Origin of the sequence: Pseudohongiella sp. (genome assembly GCF_040877505.1) — a bacterium.
Lineage (GTDB): Bacteria > Pseudomonadota > Gammaproteobacteria > Pseudomonadales > Pseudohongiellaceae > Pseudohongiella.
This window is the reverse complement of sequence record NZ_JBBDNQ010000034.1, coordinates 59618-75532: the sequence shown is the minus strand read 5'-3', so window position 1 is coordinate 75532 and position 15915 is coordinate 59618. Positions and strand designations below refer to the sequence as shown.

The window sequence follows — 15915 nt, the reverse complement described above, 5'->3', positions numbered from 1 at the left end:
CCCCACCCACAACCCTCAAAGATATTCGAAGACGTTGACCACACGTTGCACGCCGCCAACGTTACGTGCCAGCTCGATCGCCCGGTTGCCTTCTTCCCGGCCCACAATGCCCATCAGATAAATCGTGCCGTTATTGGCAACTACGCGCATACGGTTGGCATTGATGCCGTCGTTGGCTGTCAACTGCGTCCGGACTTTGGTGGCCAGCCAGGTGTCATTTCCGCGCGAGAGCAGGCTGCGACGCCCGGCCACTTCCATTTCGTTATGGACGCGACGTACATGGACGCTGGCCTCGGATGCGATCTGGGTTGCTTCGCTCTTGAGGGCCTCCGATTGTACCTGGCCGACCAGCAGTACCACACCGTTGTGACTGACTACATCAAAACTCGCATCCCCGAAAGCGTCATTCCGGGATCGCATATTTACCACTACTTTGGTTTCAATGGATTCATCTTCAACCACGGTGCCTGCTGTGCGCAGGTATGGATCTTCGCGGATGCCTTCTTCGCCCGTGGTTTGCGTCAGGACAGTGGTACATGCTGTGGTGCTCAACAGCAACGCAATAATCGATATTCGTTTGATGCTCACAACTCTTCTCCAAAAATATCAATGTCGATCAGGTCGCACAAACAATGAATCAGTACCAGGTGGACTTCCTGGCTGCGATAGGCAATACGAGCCGGAACCCGGATCTCTATATCATCAGCCTGCAGCATCTCCGCCAGATTGCTGCTTTCTTCGCTACTGAGCAGAATCACGGCGATGTCGCGATCATACGCAGCTGTGATAGCCTCGCGCAAGTTCGCGCTGCTTTTGCTCGCCGAAATAACAAAAAGTATATCAGCCGGTTGCGCCAGAGCCCGGATTTGTTGTGCGTATCCGGCTTTGTATTGCTGGTCAGTGGCAATAGTTGACAGGCAGACCGAGTCGGCGGAAAGGGCAATGGCGGGTAGCCCTGGCCGCTCGCGATCAAAGCGATTGATAAACAGTGCCGACAGGTATTGTGCCAGCGCCGCTGACCCGCCATTGCCGCAAATCAGTATTTTGCCGCCTTGCACGAGTCCGGTTGCCATGCGATTGGCGGCTGCGCACAGCACATCGGCCTGGCTGCCCAGCGTTTCGCGCAGCGTCGCAATATTGTGCTGGACTTGTTGCTGCACTCTTTGTTGCGGTTCCATGGTGATGTCCGGTGGTAATCAGATTTCCAGTTTACTGTAATCGGCTCGTTTTGTGTTGTTTGTCAGCAGCACTTAACAGGTTGCTTGTATGGCATTTTTGATCCAGTTGAATTCGGTTTCGCCAGGACCGCCGGTTTGCCTGATACCAAGAACGTCAATGCGGCAGGGTACACGATCAGTGAGCCCGCGATACTTGAGATAAGTCGCGGCGCTGCGTAAAAGCTTTTTTTGTTTGCGATAATCAATGCTGGTGACGGGGTCCATGAAGTCGGCACGGGTTCTGTATCGAACTTCAACAAATACCAGTGTCTCTTCATCCTGCATGATCAGGTCAATTTCGCCCAGACGACAGCTGAAGTTGCTCTCGATCAGTGTCAGTCCCTGTTGGGACAGAAATTGCGCTGCGCGGGTTTCATGGTCAAAGCCAACCTGCCGCCTTTTGTCGGGCGCAACGGGTCGATGTATTTTTTTCCGATCATCAGTGTGGTTCATGCGCAGGCATCCTTTTCTGCGTTGTTTAATTCTGCGTTGTTTAATTCTCTTGCCGTAACCGTTGATGGGCAGGCTGTTCCGGTTGTTGCAGCGACCCTAGTTGCCGGCAACATCCGGCATAGGTGTTTCGGGCAGCAACACGGTCGTCATGCCATCGACAAAGCGTGCGCCAATCAGCTCACGCCTGATGCTGCCATCCTCGCGCATCGACAAAATACCGGTGGCGCCCTGCAGACGAATACCGGGAAAATTTTCCAATTGTGACATGCGGGCGTACAGGCGGAAGCTGTCGATGCCCATGGCGCGCAGGCGCTGCACTGGCCCTGAGGCCGGAGACCAGACCTCACCGGTACTGATTCGCAGTGGATCGTCACTGCCAAGGACCCACGGCGCGTCGACAAAGGTGATGCCGTTAAGATCTCTGTTGCCGTTTGCGTCAGTGCGGCCATCGTAAATGGCAGGCATGGCATACACCGGGACATCCCCGACAAAGTGGAAAGCCATGGTAGGTTTCAACTGGCGACCTTCGGCCGGGTTGGCAAGCATGAAGATAAAATCCACATCCTGTCGCCGTCTTGGTGTGAAGTTGATATTGTCCCGAGGCAGAACTTCACGCAGGCGTTCAGCCCGGGCCTCGCTGACATCAATGCTCATCAGTTGTCTGATAACGTCAGAATAACTTGTTGCGCCGCCGAAACTGGCCTGGCTTACAACTTCGCCACCAAGTGATTGCCAATATTCGACAAAGCCGTCCTGAATGCGTCGATAATCCTCTCCGGCCGGTGTCAGCACGGCCGCGTAGCGATGACCCGCCTGCCAGGCCATGCGTGCTGCCTGCCGAATTTCGTCCTCAGGGGCCAGCCCAAACTGATAAAACCCCAGTGGATTGCTGCGCCAGTCGTCGCCGTAGTTGAGTGCGAGCGTCGGCACCGGCAGTTGCTCCATGCTCTGCAGCTGTCTTACGGATTCTTTGTGCAAAGGCCCTATGATCATGTCAACCCCCAGCCCAACCGCTTGTTGATAGAGGCTGGCGACATCCCTGACGCCGCTGGTATCAATGATCTCTACCATGGGTACTTGCTGATTCTGGCTGACCGCGTGGTAATAAGCTGCCATGAAACCCTCGTTGACGGCCTGACCTGCAGGCTCGCCAAGGGGCAGCATCAATGCGATATGTTGTGGTCGGCTATTGAGCAGTTCAACAGCAAATGCCAGCGCGTCCGGCAGAATCGAGGCTGCCGTGTGCTGATTCCAGCGATCCCGCCAGCGGGTGATGGCGGCTACCTGTCTTTCAATATTGTTTTGTTCGCTATTGACGACATTGATCAGCTCCAGCCAGCCGCGCAGCTCGTAGGAGTCCACCAGCGTTGATTGACTGTCGAGACTGCCGGCCGGTGCCGCTGTCAGTATCTGCCAGATATGATTATTGTTGTCGGCAATCTGCTCAGGGCTGGTCAGCGTCTCTGCCATTCGGGTATGTTCCCGGGCAGCTGCCAGATATTGTTCCAGCTCAATAAACGCGGCGGCTCGCAGGCGCATCAATGATCGCCGGGTATCGGCCGGAAGTTCCGCCGTACGCTCCAGCAGTCTGCTGTTGGCGAGCTCGAGCGCGTTCTGCGCATCATTGCGCAAAAGCGCCAATTCAGCCTGTTGTCGCGTCGCCTCGATAGCGAGTTCTATTGGCAGGTCATCAACCGGTTCTATGCCTGACAGAATTGCAGCGGTGTTGTCGAGGTCACCGGCCCGCAGCGCGATGGCACTGGCCTGCAGGATATAAGCCTCTGCCTGCGGGGACTGGGCGTCGGAGGCCAGTGTCAGCAGCTCGTTGATGGTGAGGTTTTCTGCGCGAGTGCCTGGTGCCGGCATGTCACTGATGTCTGGCGTAACGGTGCTGCTGCCGCAATGACTTAACAACATTGTAGCGCCAAGGAAAAATGCACATCGATAAATGGCTTTCATATAACTCACGGCAAGAGGACCATTACAGTCATGATTGTATTGTAGATCATAGCAGGCGGCTCATGTTGTTGCGACTGTGAACAAACCGGTATCATGTCACTTCACTGGTGCAGGCTGGCTATCCAGACTGGCTGTACAGGCGACCAGACGACCAGGCAACGACGATGACGCAGACCTATACCGACGCAACGCTTCTCCGGCCAGCACTTTATGTGGTCGCCACCCCGATAGGCAACCTCGGAGACATGAGCCAGCGCGCCATTGATACGCTCAAGAGCGTTGATCTGATTGCCGCTGAGGACACCCGGCACAGTGGCCGCCTTATGCAGCACTTTGCGATCGCTACGCGGCTTGTGTCCTATCATGAACACAGCTCCAGCGCGCGCGAGGATGCCATACTGCGGGCATTGGGAGAGGGTAAGGCAGTGGCCCTGATCTCGGATGCCGGCACGCCGCTGATCTCTGATCCGGGATATGGCCTGGTTGTGCGAGTGCGTGCCGGATCCTATCCGGTGTTGCCGGTGCCCGGCGCCAGCGCCATTACGGCGGCCATCAGCGCGGCGGGTCTGCCCAGCGATTGTTTTTCGTTCGAAGGGTTTCCGCCACACAAATCATCCGGGCGGCGTCAACTGTATGAGTCGCTTGCCAGCGCACAGCGAACCCTGGTGTTCTACGAATCACCGCACCGGATAAGCGAATCGCTGGCTGACATGGCTGCTGCTTTTGGTGGCGACCGGCAGGCTGTCATTTGCCGGGAGCTGACCAAGACCTGGGAAACCATTCACGGGGATTCACTGGCAGGTCTGTGTGACTGGCTGCAGCAGGATGACAATAATCGCCGAGGTGAGTTCGTGGTGCTGGTGCACGGTGCTGCCAAAGTGGAGCAACTGGCGCTGAGCCCGGAGACAGAGAGAACCTTGAAGATCCTGATGCGCGACCTGCCGCTTAAACAGGCAGCGGCACTGGCCGCGGAGATTACCGGCAACAAAAAGAATGCTCTGTACAAAAGGGGGTTGGAGCTGGCCGCGAGCCCCCCTTGACTGGCGGAGGGCATCGGCCATAGCCCGCCATTGGCCGGCTTCAGCTCAGGGCTTGCGTACCCAGCGGCCGTTGGCATCCTCAACCAGATGGCCTGACCGGGTTGCTTCGACCGCGCGCGCATAGGCCAGTTGTGCTACCTCATTGACCGAAATATTGTTGTCACGGGCTATCTGCTGGTAGCGCTCCCGTCGCTGTCGATTGACTTCCGCGACCAGGTCGACCAGGGCCTGAGGTGCATCGGGCTGAACCAGTCCAATATAGCCGTCATTTTTTTCGCCGATCTGGCCACTTGCCTTGGCGTCATCCAGGCTTTGCGCAAACGCCAGGCTGGCTAGCAGAAACAGAGCGAGCGCTGTTGTCCGGGTAATGAATTTGATGCAGGTATTTTCTCTCATGATTGCTCTCATGCCAGTGTCCTCGGACAGGTTAAAACAGACCGCTATCGGCGGCAAAGATATCATCCAGTTCCCGATCGACCCGGACGCGGATTTCGTGTTCGATGCGCACGTTCAGGTTGATGGTAATCGGTTCAGTTGGTGCCTCAACCCGGACAGTTGGCGTGCAGGCTGCAGCGCCGGCAAGCGCTATTGTTGCTGCCAGTACTTGCAGGGTCAGTTTACCTGCAGACAGTGGGTTGGTGAGTGTTCTTCCTTGTATTGTCATGGTGCTCAGCTCTGAAGTTATGATGACGTGTGTTGGCAATACCTGTTTTGTTGAGCTTACTATAACCCTACTATACCAGAGTGGGCTTAATAATCGCTGAACGGCGCAACAGACTGTTTTGTGCGGGTTTGTGCGAGTGGTGCTATGGCGATGTGTCGCTTGTGTTGCCTCGCCGGGCATCCAGCCGTGCCTGAATACTGTCAGTGACTGAGCGCGCGGCCTGCAGGCTTTGCAGCAGGGCGGGAATATCGTCGTTGATGTTGAGGTTAAGATTGATGCGTTGCCCGCCGTTAAGCTCAGGACTGATGCCCTCCATGCGAATTGCCAGATCCAGCTCCCCGCTTTCCTGATAATCAACCTGAGTTTCCATGATATCAAAGCGATAGTGCTCCAGCGCCTGGTAAACCAGATTCAGGCTCTGGTTGCCGCCTTCGGTCGCACCCGATCCATAGCGTATGGTCCCTCCAGGTTGCTGGGCCGTCAGTGTGCCGCCACTGATACTGGGCCTGAGTCCTTGCAGGTGCACCGGCAAATTACCGCTGACCAGGCCCGTGGCACTGACGCCCTGGTAAGCGCTCATGCCGAGCACACGATCCAGGTCGATGCTGTCTATGACAATTGTAAAGTGGCTGTCATTGTCCTGCAGATGGTAGCTCAGTTGTTCGCTGCTGACGGTGCCCCCGAACAGTTCCAGAGACGTATCGCTCAGCAAGATCGAAGCCGGCTCGGAATTGACCGTATAGCGGCTGTGAATATTGGTGACTTCGATACCGGCATCCAGTGAGGCCAGGCTGAAAGATGCAGGGCGGGTGCTACGCAAGTGCCAGTCCGGTAACAGTTCTGCGGCAAAATCCGTGTTCAGGCGCAGGAAAGCAATTTCGTTGACGTATCCGCCAAGGTCGTTCAGGGACGCCTGCACGGTGCCGGTGACGGTGGCAGGGTTGCCTTGGCTGGTCAGCCAGTTGAGATTGATGTTGGCACTGGCCGATCCGGCCAGAATATCACCCTGCCATGGCAGGGGTGACAGCAGGTCGGACAGTTTGTTGTTGCTGTCATTAAATTCGATAAGTGGCACCTCGAATGTCCCCTGACCGCTTCCCAGCGCCAGGTTGTGATTCAGGTCGTTTGCCATCAGGCGCCGGTTTTCTTCAAACAGTGCGCCAGTTGTATATACAACACCATCTTGCCAGGTCAGATGCTGGTTAAGCTGCATGGTCCACAAGTTGATATCCACCAGATTGGTGTAAAGTTCACTGACCGACAGTTCTGTCTGCAGGTAAAGTCCGGCAGGGTCAAAGTTCTGCGAGATCAGTGGGTACGACAGATCGATGCGTCGAATGTTGCCCACCAGACCGGTCAGGTAGCCGCCCGCGCGGATGGAGGGCATTGTCAGTAAAGCCTCGCGGGCACCCAGTGACACGGTGTTGGTGCGTGCATCCAGGGTCAGGTTGATGGGAGTGTCGAGCGCGACCAGATCCAGTGTCAGAGTATCCGCGTCAAGGGTGTTCGGCACAGTCCGGTAGCGCAGCGTATCGACGGACAGTTCAAGATCGGAGGTTAGCTGGCACCGATCAGGCTGGCAGTCCAGCACCAGAGCCCCAAGGTCTGCTGACAGGTGTTGAATCAGTATGGTCTCTGTTGTCAGTTCGCTGGCGGTAACCTGCAGTCGGGCAACTGAGAGCTGAGAAAAAGGTATGGCAGCGAGAATGTCGCCCATGGCCTGCGTGCCCGAAGCAGCATCGGCGCCATTGCCAGTGATGCTGGTAGAGGTTTCAGGCAGCGTGAGTTCGGCATTGGCTATCGAAATGCTGCTGATTCGGCTCGCGAGCAGCCCGGTGACGGTGAATTCAACGCGGATGTCACTCAGGCTCTGCAGTGCACCACTGTTATGGTGAATTAGTTCCAGGCGGTTGATGCGCAACGAGGTCGTACCCGGTTGCAGGCCGTCAAGCGTCTCCACGCGGAGGCCGTAGGGCTGCAACAGGGTATCGGCCGCATTAGTAAAAAGTGTGATGCGCTGCTGGTAGGCATACAGCGCCAAGCCTGCCAGCGTGGCTGTGATCACAACAAGCCAAAGCCACCAGCGCCGGGGCGTTGCCGGTCGGATATGAACCTGCTCTGAAGTTTCTGTTGTCATGGTGCCAGTTTGACATGGTGCAACGGGATAAAACACTTGTCTTTGCGGGCGGGCTCGCTTAATCTTGCCGCCGAGTCGGCCAGGCAGTCGCTGCCAGATCTGCGTCTATTACCGTTTCGGTGGTAACTGAGGCACCTGGTGGAGGAAAGTCCGGGCTCCATAGAGCAGAACGCCAGGTAACGCCTGGGAGGCGAAAGCCTACGGAAAGTGCAGCAGAGAGTAGACCGCCGGTTCATGTGCGCAAGCGCTGGACAGGTAAGGGTGAAAGGGTGCGGTAAGAGCGCACCGCGCGACTGGTAACAGTTCGTGGCATGGCAAACCCCGTTCGGAGCAAGGCCAAATAGGGATCCAACGGTGTGGCTCGCACTGGATCCGGGTAGGCTGCTTGAGGCCAGCAGTGATGCTGGTCCCAGATGAATGACTGTCCACGACAGAACCCGGCTTATCGGCTGACTCACTCATATCCAGATTCGCCCCGCCAGGGGCGGGTTATACAATCAGGTTGAAAGGCGTGTCCTGCGCCGACATTTCGACTTTTTGAATTTGTGGTCACTTCGTCCGCCAATGCATTCCTATAAATTACTTTAAGTATTTTCTTTAGCCTGCTGATAATCATTTTGTTTGTCAGTCAACTTCGTTTGCCTTCTCAAGATTGAGCAATTTTCCCTGTAATTTCAGACGCTTTAGGCGCTGAAAAAGTGCAAATAGTGCTTGCGCTTGCCTATTGCTGTGCATATAGTGTCGCAAAGTGGCGTGAAGTGGATAAATATGTATCAAAGTGGGTTTTAGGGTGTCGGCAGTGGCAAGCCGGGCCCAATGCTCAGGAGCAGCAACGTGTTCAGAGGTGTCAATACAATCAATCTCGATGCAAAAGGGCGCATGGCCATGCCGGCGCGCTATCGGGATATGTTGACGGAAAAATACGGGGGTCGCCTGGTGGCGACTGTCGATTTTACCGGCCGCTGCCTGCTGCTTTACCCGATTGATGAATGGGAAGTGATTCAACAGAAAGTCGAGAGCCTGTCCAGCTTTGACGAGGCGAGTCGACGCGTCCAGCGCATGTTGATTGGTCATGCCCATGATCTGGAGATGGACGGCAGTGGTCGTTTGTTGCTGCCGCAGATATTGCGCACGCGTGCGCAGCTGGACAAGCACCTGGCCCTGGTAGGGCAGGGCATGAAATTTGAGATCTGGAGTGAAGAGAACTGGAACGAACAGGCAGACAGCTGGTTCGCCGGTACAACTGGCGAGGCGGAGTTACCGCCGGAGCTGTTGAGTCTGTCGCTGTAAGTTGATTGTTATTTTGCAGGAACAGGGCGTCAGTCTTCTCGGAACGGTGCGTTATGGCTACACAGACTCATGAAACACACGCTCATGAAACCGTCATGTTGCAGCCGGCAGTGGACGCTCTGTTGACCGATCTTGCCGGATTTTACATTGATGGCACTTTCGGTCGTGGCGGTCATTCTCGCCTTATTCTGGAACGTATTGATCAAGAAGGTTCGTTGCTGGGGATTGACAAGGATCCGGTGGCGATTGAGGCTGGTCTGGCGCTGATGGCGCAGGATAAGCGCTTCACTGTTCGTCAGGGATCTTTTGACGAACTGGATGCCATGCTTGTTGATTCGGGTGTTTCCGGTCAGGTCGATGGCATATTGCTGGACCTGGGGGTTTCATCGCCACAGCTTGATGAGGCAGCGCGTGGTTTCAGTTTTACGCAGGATGGTCCGCTGGATATGCGGATGGATCCGCAGTCAGGTATGAGTGCTGCTGACTGGCTGGCGACCGCCGCCGAGCAGGATATTGCGAATGTCATCTATCGTTATGGGGAAGACAGGTTTTCGCGGCGCATTGCACGAGCCATTGTTAAAGAGCGTGAAGTGGCGCCTATAACCCGAACGCTGCAATTGGCAGAGATTGTAAAACAGGCTAATCCGGCATGGGAGAAGCACAAGCATCCAGCCACACGGGCGTTCCAGGCGATCCGTATTCATATAAATCAGGAGCTGGTGTCACTGGAGAATGTGCTGGAGAAAGCGTTGGCAGCGCTCAGGCCAGGTGGTCGGTTGGTTGTGATCAGCTTTCATTCTCTGGAGGATCGCCTGGTAAAGCAGTTCATACACAAGCAAAGCAAGGGCGACGACTTTCCGCGAGACCTGCCCGTGCCGGTGTCGGCATTGAGCCCGAAGCTGATCAAGGTAGGCAAGGCGATAAAACCGTCGGAACAGGAGATTAGACACAACCCCAGGGCGCGCAGCGCAGTGATGAGGGTGGCAGAAAAACCGGCCTGACTATTCAGTCTATCCAGGGCCAGATGCAGGAAAATTTATAACAGACAAGATGTCATGATGAGAACAGAGCAGAGCAGAAACGAATCAGACGCGCCGGCGAAGACCACGGTGACTGAGGCGCCTGTGTCTGTATTTGGCTGGTTGCAGTTGTTCTCATCGCGCCATCTGGGTCTGGTGATATTGTTGGCGGCCGTGATGGTATCTGCGCTGGCCGTGGTCAATACCAGTTTCAAAAGTCGAACGGTATTCCATGAATTGCAGAAATTACGTGCGGAAAGTAATGCGCTGGATGTACAGCAGGGGCAACTGCTGATTGAGCAAAGCACCTTTGGTCTGGAGGGGCGGATAGAGCAAAAAGCCATGGAAGAGCTGGATATGACACTGCCGGATTGGTCAAGAATAATAATGGTGCGCCATGAGTGATTCGCAGACAGTGAAACGTTTTGGGGGCTGGCGTTTGTCGCTGGTCTGGTTGGCATTGGCGTTGGCGGTGCTGGCGCTGCTGTGGAAGCTATTGACCCTGTTGCTGGTTGAGCGGGACTTTCTGCAGGGGCAGGGGGATGCGCGCACCATTCGCGTCGAGCCTCTGGTAGCGCATCGCGGCATGATCACTGACCGCAATGGTGAACCGCTGGCCATCAGTACCCCCGTCAAGTCCATCTGGGTAAATCCACAAGAAATCGCCGGTGACCAGGATGCGATTCGTCGTCTCGCCCGTTCTCTGCAAATAGATGAAGACAGCCTGCTGGCATCGGTTCAGGCCAGTGCCGGCCGCGAATTTTTTTATGTGCGTCGTCGCATGCCTCCGGCAGAAGCGGATGCTGTGCTGGCTCTGTCATTGCCCGGAGTTTATTCACGGCAGGAATACCAGCGCTACTATCCACAGGGCGAGGTCACCGCTCATGTGCTGGGTTTCAGCAATGTTGATGATATCGGTCAGGAAGGTCTGGAACTTGCGTTTGACGAATGGTTAAAGGGTGTGCCGGGTCGTCAACAGGTCATCAAGGACCGTCGCGGACGTATCATCCGTGAGCTCGACACCATTCAGACGGCTCAGCCCGGCAATACGCTTGAGCTCAGTATCGATTTTCGTATCCAGAATCTGGCTTACAAAGAACTCAAGGCAGAGTTCATGAACAGGAATGCGCGTGCTGCTTCCGCGGTAGTCCTGGATGTAAAAACGGGTGAGGTGCTGGCGATGGTCAACCAGCCATCATTCAACCCGCACAACCGCGCGAGCCTGGCCGATTTCGGGGCACTGCGTAACCGGTCGGTGACAGATCTGTTTGAGCCCGGGTCAACCTTGAAGCCCTTTACCACCATTGCAGCGCTGGAATCGGGTCTGTATGACCGGAACTCCATCATCAGTACTCATCCGGGCAGAATGCGCGTGGGGCGCGATGTGGTTCAGGATCGGGGACTGAATTTTGGTGACGTGACGCTGGAAGGCATGCTGGTCAATTCCAGCAATATTGCGTCGGCGAAAATAGCGCTGGCAGTCGGTCATGAGGCGCTGCGCGATGTTCTGCTGCGGGTTGGCTTCGGTGAAAACCCTGCCAGTGGGTTTCCCGGCGAACGCGCGGGTGTCATGCCCAATCACCGTATCTGGCACGATATTGAACTGGCGACTCTGTCTTTTGGATATGGCATGTCAACATCCACCTTGCAGCTTGCCCAGGCCTATTCGGTGATTGCCAATGGCGGGCTGCGCATGCCCGTGACCTTGTTGAAGAATGGCAACGAAATGGCGGGTGCCGGCGAGCCACAGCGTGTTGTCGACGCCAGTGTGATTGAAGAGGTCAGAGATATGCTGGAGGCCGTTGTCGACCCTGAACGGAGTGGATTTGATGGTGCCAGCGTACCTTTCTACAGTGTGGCCGGTAAAACCGGCACGGCCCGTGTCGTCGGTGCCAGTGGTTACGAAGCCAATCTCCACAACTCCATGTTTGCAGGCTTTGTGCCGGCTGACGACCCCCGGGTTGTTGTCATTATCGTTGTCAATGAACCCAAAGGTGCGCAGCACTATGGTAGTCAGGTTGCTGCCCCGGTTTTCGCCCGAATAGCCGCCGGTACCATGCGCCTGCTTGATGTAACGCCGGACACAATTGATCCATCACGCATTATGACTTTGAGCGCGAGGTGAGAGCTGTGAATACCGCTCAACAGACAATCGTAGAAATGCCACTGCTTACGCTGGTCGAGGGTATTGCTCTGGATGCTGAATGTCGGCAGGCATGCGCGGGCATATCCGTTCGGGGCATGACGCTGGATAGTCGTCAGGTCAATCCAGGCGAAATTTTTGTCGCCCTTTTTGGCAAAAATCATGATGCCCGCGATTACATCGATCTGGCCCTGAAGCGTGGTGCGGCTGCAGTGCTTGCTGACGAAGGCGGGCAGTGGCAGGGCTGCCGCTGGTATGGCAACGTGCCGGTTATCGCAATAAACAGTCTTCGTGTGCGGCTGGGACACATTGCAGCTCAGTTTTATGCCTATCCGTCACAACATCTGCCGGTTGTCGGTGTGACCGGCACCAATGGAAAAACCAGTTGTACGCAGTTTATCGGCCAGATCCTGTCCGGGTTCGGACAGCGTTGTGGGGTAGTGGGAACATTGGGGTATGGTATTTTCCCGGCGCTGGCAGATACCGGATTTACCACACCTGATCCCATCATATTACAGGCCGCGCTTGCTGATGTTCTGCAGCAAAATGCCTCGTGTGTTGCCATGGAAGTGTCATCTCAAGGCATGCACCAGCACAGGCTGAATGGTGTTCGATTTCACAGTGCAGTGTTCACCAATCTGACACGGGATCATCTGGATTATCACGGCAGTATGGCTGCCTATGCCGAGGCCAAGCGTCGACTTTTTGAGCACGACGCGTTGCGCGTTGGCATCGTCAATGCTGATGATAGCTACGCTGCCTGTATGTTAAATGCGCTGCCGCGCTCGGCTCAGAGCCTGACCTACAGTCTGACTGATCAGCGTGCTGATGTTTACGCCCGGGAGCTGAGTTTCGAGCCGGACGGATATCGTGCCTGTGTGCATACACCCTGGGGTGAAGGCGAGATACAGGGCCGTCTTTTGGGATCTTTCAATTTTAGCAACGTGCTGGCGGCCATTACTGCGGTGATGACATTGCCGCAGGAGATGACGCTGGAACAGGTGCTGGCACAGGCGGCGTTGTTAAAACCCGTCAACGGGCGCATGGAGCTACTTGGCGATGCGGGCTCGGATGTGACTGCTGTGGTTGATTATGCGCATACGCCGGATGGTTTGCGCTCTGCCCTGAAAGCCATTCATGAACATGTCGATGGACGCATTTGGTGTGTCTTTGGCTGTGGCGGCAATCGGGATCAGGGTAAACGACCACTGATGGCCGAAGTTGCCGAGGAACTGGCAGATTTTGTGATGCTGACAGACGACAACCCGCGCAACGAAAACCCGGACGACATTATTCGTCAGATTCTTCTGGGCTTTAATTCACGAGAAGGTGTGTTTGTGGAGCGAGATCGAGCCAGTGCGATTGCATATGCCATCTCTGCGGCCGCACCCGGCGATATCGTTCTGATTGCTGGTAAAGGCCATGAAAGTTATCAGGACGTTGGCGGCCAGCGTATGGCATTCAGTGATACCGCGCAGGTTCGTCTGGCACTACAGAAGCGTGCCCGCCAAGCGTCGAAAAATGGGGTGCAGCCATGATCGGGACGATAAACCTGGCTGCAGTTTCTGACTACATGCCTGCCACCCTGGTCGGCGATGATGTGTCGTTTTCCCGCGTCAGTACTGATTCGCGTGTGCTTGAGGCAGGTGATCTGTTTGTTGCCCTCAGTGGAGAAAATTTTGACGGCAACCGCTTTGTGCCCCAGGTTGCCGAAAAACGGGCCGCGGCCGCTATCGTGAGCAAAAAGCAGGACACTTCGATACCTCAGTTGGTCGTTGAAGACACCACCGCTGCACTTGGCTGGCTGGGCCATATCAATCGTAAACGCTCCCGCGCCAATGTTGTCGCTGTAACCGGCAGTCAGGGAAAAACATCGGTAAAAGAGATAGCCGGCACTATTTTGTCTCAGCAATACAAGGTTCTGGTAACGCGTGGCAATCTTAACAATGCTATCGGAGTGCCGTTGGTGTTGCTTGAGCTTGATCAGTCGCATCAGCAGGCGGTGATCGAGCTGGGCGCAAATGGCGCTGGCGAAATAGCATGGACGGCCGCGCTCAGTGACCCCCACATTGTGTTGATCAACAATGCGGCGGAGACGCACCTGGAAGGGTTTGGCAGCCTGGCGGGCGTGGTAAAGGCCAAAGGTGAAATTATTGATTCAGCAGCATCGACTCATACCGTGATATTGAATGCCGATGACGTCAACGCGGCAGATTGGCGCGAACGCGCTGGCAGACGGCGATGTGTGACATTTGGTCTGGACACAACAGCCGACTACAGAGCGGTTAATCTCTCCATGACTGCCAATGGCAGCCGTTTCGATATCGTATCTGCACGCGGGCGAATAGCCTGCTTTTTGCCGCTGCCGGGTCGGCATAATGTCGCAAATGCCCTGGCCGCCGCCGCGCTCTGCATTGAGGCAGGCGCTATGTCTGCCAGCGTTTGTGATGGCCTGGCCCGTGTCAAGGCGGTGCCCGGGCGTCTGTGCCCGGCAGCCGGTATTCAAAATAGCCGGTTGCTTGATGATAGCTACAACGCCAGTCCTTCATCGTTCAAGGCTGCCATTGATGTGTTGGCGACGGTCAATGACACAAACCATGTCCGCCGTATTCTTATTATGGGTGACATGGCGGAGTTAGGTTCGATGACTGTGCAGGCACATCGTGATGTCGGACGCTACGCGTGCGATCTGGGCATTGACGAGTTATGGAGTACAGGGGCCTGCAGCGAACTGGCAAGCCAGGCCTTTGGCTCGGGCGGCAGGCACTTCCAGGACAGAGACACCCTGATCAGCTTCGCCACCGAAAATCTTGACGAAAAATCGGTCGCGCTTGTCAAAGGCTCGCGCAGCGCCGGTATGGATTACGTTGTTCAACAATTACGCAGCAGGGAGAGTGTCTGATGCTGGTACTGCTCGCGGAATACCTGATACAGATCAATTCCGGTTTTGCTGTCATTCAGTATATAACCGTGCGCGGCATCATGGGCATTCTGACTGCGCTAATCATCTCTCTGATGATAGGCCCATGGATGATACGGCGGCTGAACTATCATCAAATAGGTCAGGTAGTCAGAGCCGACGGGCCGGAAAGCCATTTCAGCAAAGCGGGTACTCCGACCATGGGTGGGGCCCTGATTCTGGTCAGCATTGCTCTGAGTACTCTGATCTGGGCTGATCTGCGCAACGTCTACGTATGGGTCACCTTGCTGGTAACTGTGCTGTTTGGCGCTATTGGCTGGGTTGATGACTACAGAAAAGTTTTCCGCAAGGACCCTAAAGGCCTGCCGGCAAAATGGAAATATTTCTGGCAATCAGTCATTGGCCTGGGAGCGGCGCTGTTTCTGTATTACACCGCGACCGATCCGGTACAGACAGCCTATATCGTGCCTTTCTTCAAAGATGTCGCCATCGAAACGGGTTTGCTGTTTGTTGTTATCACCTATTTTGTCATCGTGGGCAGCAGCAATGCTGTGAACCTGACCGATGGTCTTGACGGCCTGGCCATACTGCCGACAGTGATGGTCGGTGGTGCGCTGGGGATCATTGCCTATCTCGCCGGACACGCTGAGTTCTCGGTTTATCTTCATATACCCACAGTAACCGGTGCCGGTGAACTGGTCATTTTCTGTGGTGCCCTGCTCGGGGCCGGTCTTGGCTTTCTCTGGTTCAATACCTATCCCGCGCAGGTGTTCATGGGTGATGTCGGCGCACTGGCACTAGGGGCTGCCCTCGGCATCGTTGCGGTGATTTCGCGTCATGAAATTGTCTTGTTCATCATGGGTGGCATTTTTGTTATGGAAACGGTTTCGGTGATTCTGCAGGTAGCTTCCTTCAAGCTGACCGGCAAGCGCATCTTCCGTATGGCACCGCTGCACCATCATTTTGAATTGAAAGGCTGGCCGGAACCGCGCGTGATCGTGCGGTTCTGGATTATCACTGTGATGCTGGTCCTGTTTGGGTTGGCCACACTGAAACTTCGATAACGGGTTTGG

15 protein-coding genes and 1 other RNA gene are annotated in these 15915 nt (G+C 55.5%); 9 read left to right on the top strand and 7 right to left on the bottom strand.

What is annotated here, in order from left to right; genetic code table 11:
- Positions 1–15: 15 nt before the first annotated feature.
- The 4 genes from WD071_RS12575 to WD071_RS12560 all read right to left on the bottom strand — a co-directional run bounded on the left by WD071_RS12575 (position 16) and on the right by WD071_RS12560 (position 3629).
- Positions 16–588 (bottom strand): BON domain-containing protein, encoded by a 573-nt coding sequence (locus WD071_RS12575; RefSeq protein WP_368048733.1) that lies wholly within the window; start codon positions 586–588, stop codon positions 16–18.
- The gene (locus tag WD071_RS12570; RefSeq protein ID WP_368048732.1) at positions 585–1178 is read right to left on the bottom strand and encodes an SIS domain-containing protein; all 594 of its coding nucleotides are present in this window, start codon (positions 1176–1178) and stop codon (positions 585–587) included. Before WD071_RS12570 ends, WD071_RS12575 begins: the two co-directional genes overlap by 4 nt.
- 72 nt (positions 1179–1250) lie before the next feature.
- Positions 1251–1670 (bottom strand): YraN family protein, encoded by a 420-nt coding sequence (locus WD071_RS12565; protein WP_368048731.1) that lies wholly within the window; start codon positions 1668–1670, stop codon positions 1251–1253.
- Positions 1671–1766: 96 nt separating this feature from the next.
- Complete coding sequence (locus WD071_RS12560; protein WP_368048730.1) at positions 1767–3629, bottom strand: penicillin-binding protein activator; 1863 nt, start codon at positions 3627–3629, stop codon at positions 1767–1769.
- Positions 3630–3793: 164 nt separating this feature from the next.
- On the opposite strand from WD071_RS12560, the gene rsmI reads away from it, so the two are divergent.
- A complete protein-coding gene (gene rsmI, locus WD071_RS12555; RefSeq protein ID WP_368048729.1) occupies positions 3794–4669 on the top strand; it encodes a 16S rRNA (cytidine(1402)-2'-O)-methyltransferase in 876 nt (291 codons plus the stop codon).
- Between the two features lie 45 nt (positions 4670–4714).
- On the opposite strand, the gene WD071_RS12550 is transcribed toward rsmI, so the two are convergent.
- From WD071_RS12550 to WD071_RS12540, 3 genes are all read right to left on the bottom strand, one after another.
- Positions 4715–5065 (bottom strand): YdbL family protein, encoded by a 351-nt coding sequence (locus WD071_RS12550; protein WP_368048728.1) that lies wholly within the window; start codon positions 5063–5065, stop codon positions 4715–4717.
- Positions 5066–5096: 31 nt separating this feature from the next.
- Entirely contained in the window at positions 5097–5333 is a 237-nt protein-coding gene (locus tag WD071_RS12545) for a YnbE family lipoprotein (protein ID WP_368048727.1), read from the bottom strand.
- A gap of 142 nt (positions 5334–5475) precedes the next feature.
- Positions 5476–7470: a YdbH domain-containing protein gene (locus WD071_RS12540; protein ID WP_368048726.1), complete on the bottom strand. Its 1995-nt coding sequence runs from the start codon at positions 7468–7470 to the stop codon at positions 5476–5478.
- 71 nt (positions 7471–7541) lie between these two features.
- On the opposite strand from WD071_RS12540, the gene rnpB reads away from it, so the two are divergent.
- The 8 genes from rnpB (at position 7542) to mraY (ending at position 15906) form a co-directional block, all read left to right on the top strand.
- Positions 7542–7931: RNase P RNA component class A (rnpB, locus tag WD071_RS12535), an RNA gene on the top strand.
- Positions 7932–8304: 373 nt separating this feature from the next.
- Positions 8305–8760 carry a division/cell wall cluster transcriptional repressor MraZ gene (gene mraZ / locus WD071_RS12530; protein WP_368048725.1) on the top strand — a complete coding sequence of 152 codons (456 nt, stop codon included), beginning with the start codon at positions 8305–8307 and terminating at the stop codon, positions 8758–8760.
- Between the two features lie 53 nt (positions 8761–8813).
- A complete protein-coding gene (rsmH, locus tag WD071_RS12525) occupies positions 8814–9761 on the top strand; it encodes a 16S rRNA (cytosine(1402)-N(4))-methyltransferase RsmH (protein ID WP_368048724.1) in 948 nt (315 codons plus the stop codon).
- A gap of 54 nt (positions 9762–9815) precedes the next feature.
- Positions 9816–10184: a cell division protein FtsL gene (gene ftsL, locus WD071_RS12520; protein WP_368048723.1), complete on the top strand. Its 369-nt coding sequence runs from the start codon at positions 9816–9818 to the stop codon at positions 10182–10184.
- Positions 10177–11904, top strand: a complete 1728-nt coding sequence (locus WD071_RS12515; protein ID WP_368048722.1) for a peptidoglycan D,D-transpeptidase FtsI family protein — start codon at positions 10177–10179, stop codon at positions 11902–11904. Before ftsL ends, WD071_RS12515 begins: the two co-directional genes overlap by 8 nt.
- Positions 11905–11909: 5 nt before the next feature.
- Positions 11910–13460, top strand: coding sequence for a UDP-N-acetylmuramoyl-L-alanyl-D-glutamate--2,6-diaminopimelate ligase (locus tag WD071_RS12510; protein ID WP_368048721.1), 1551 nt, complete (start codon positions 11910–11912; stop codon positions 13458–13460).
- Positions 13457–14824 (top strand): UDP-N-acetylmuramoyl-tripeptide--D-alanyl-D-alanine ligase, encoded by a 1368-nt coding sequence (murF, locus tag WD071_RS12505; protein ID WP_368048720.1) that lies wholly within the window; start codon positions 13457–13459, stop codon positions 14822–14824. Before WD071_RS12510 ends, murF begins: the two co-directional genes overlap by 4 nt.
- Positions 14824–15906, top strand: a complete 1083-nt coding sequence (mraY, locus tag WD071_RS12500; RefSeq protein WP_368048719.1) for a phospho-N-acetylmuramoyl-pentapeptide-transferase — start codon at positions 14824–14826, stop codon at positions 15904–15906. Before murF ends, mraY begins: the two co-directional genes overlap by 1 nt.
- Positions 15907–15915: the final 9 nt, after the last annotated feature.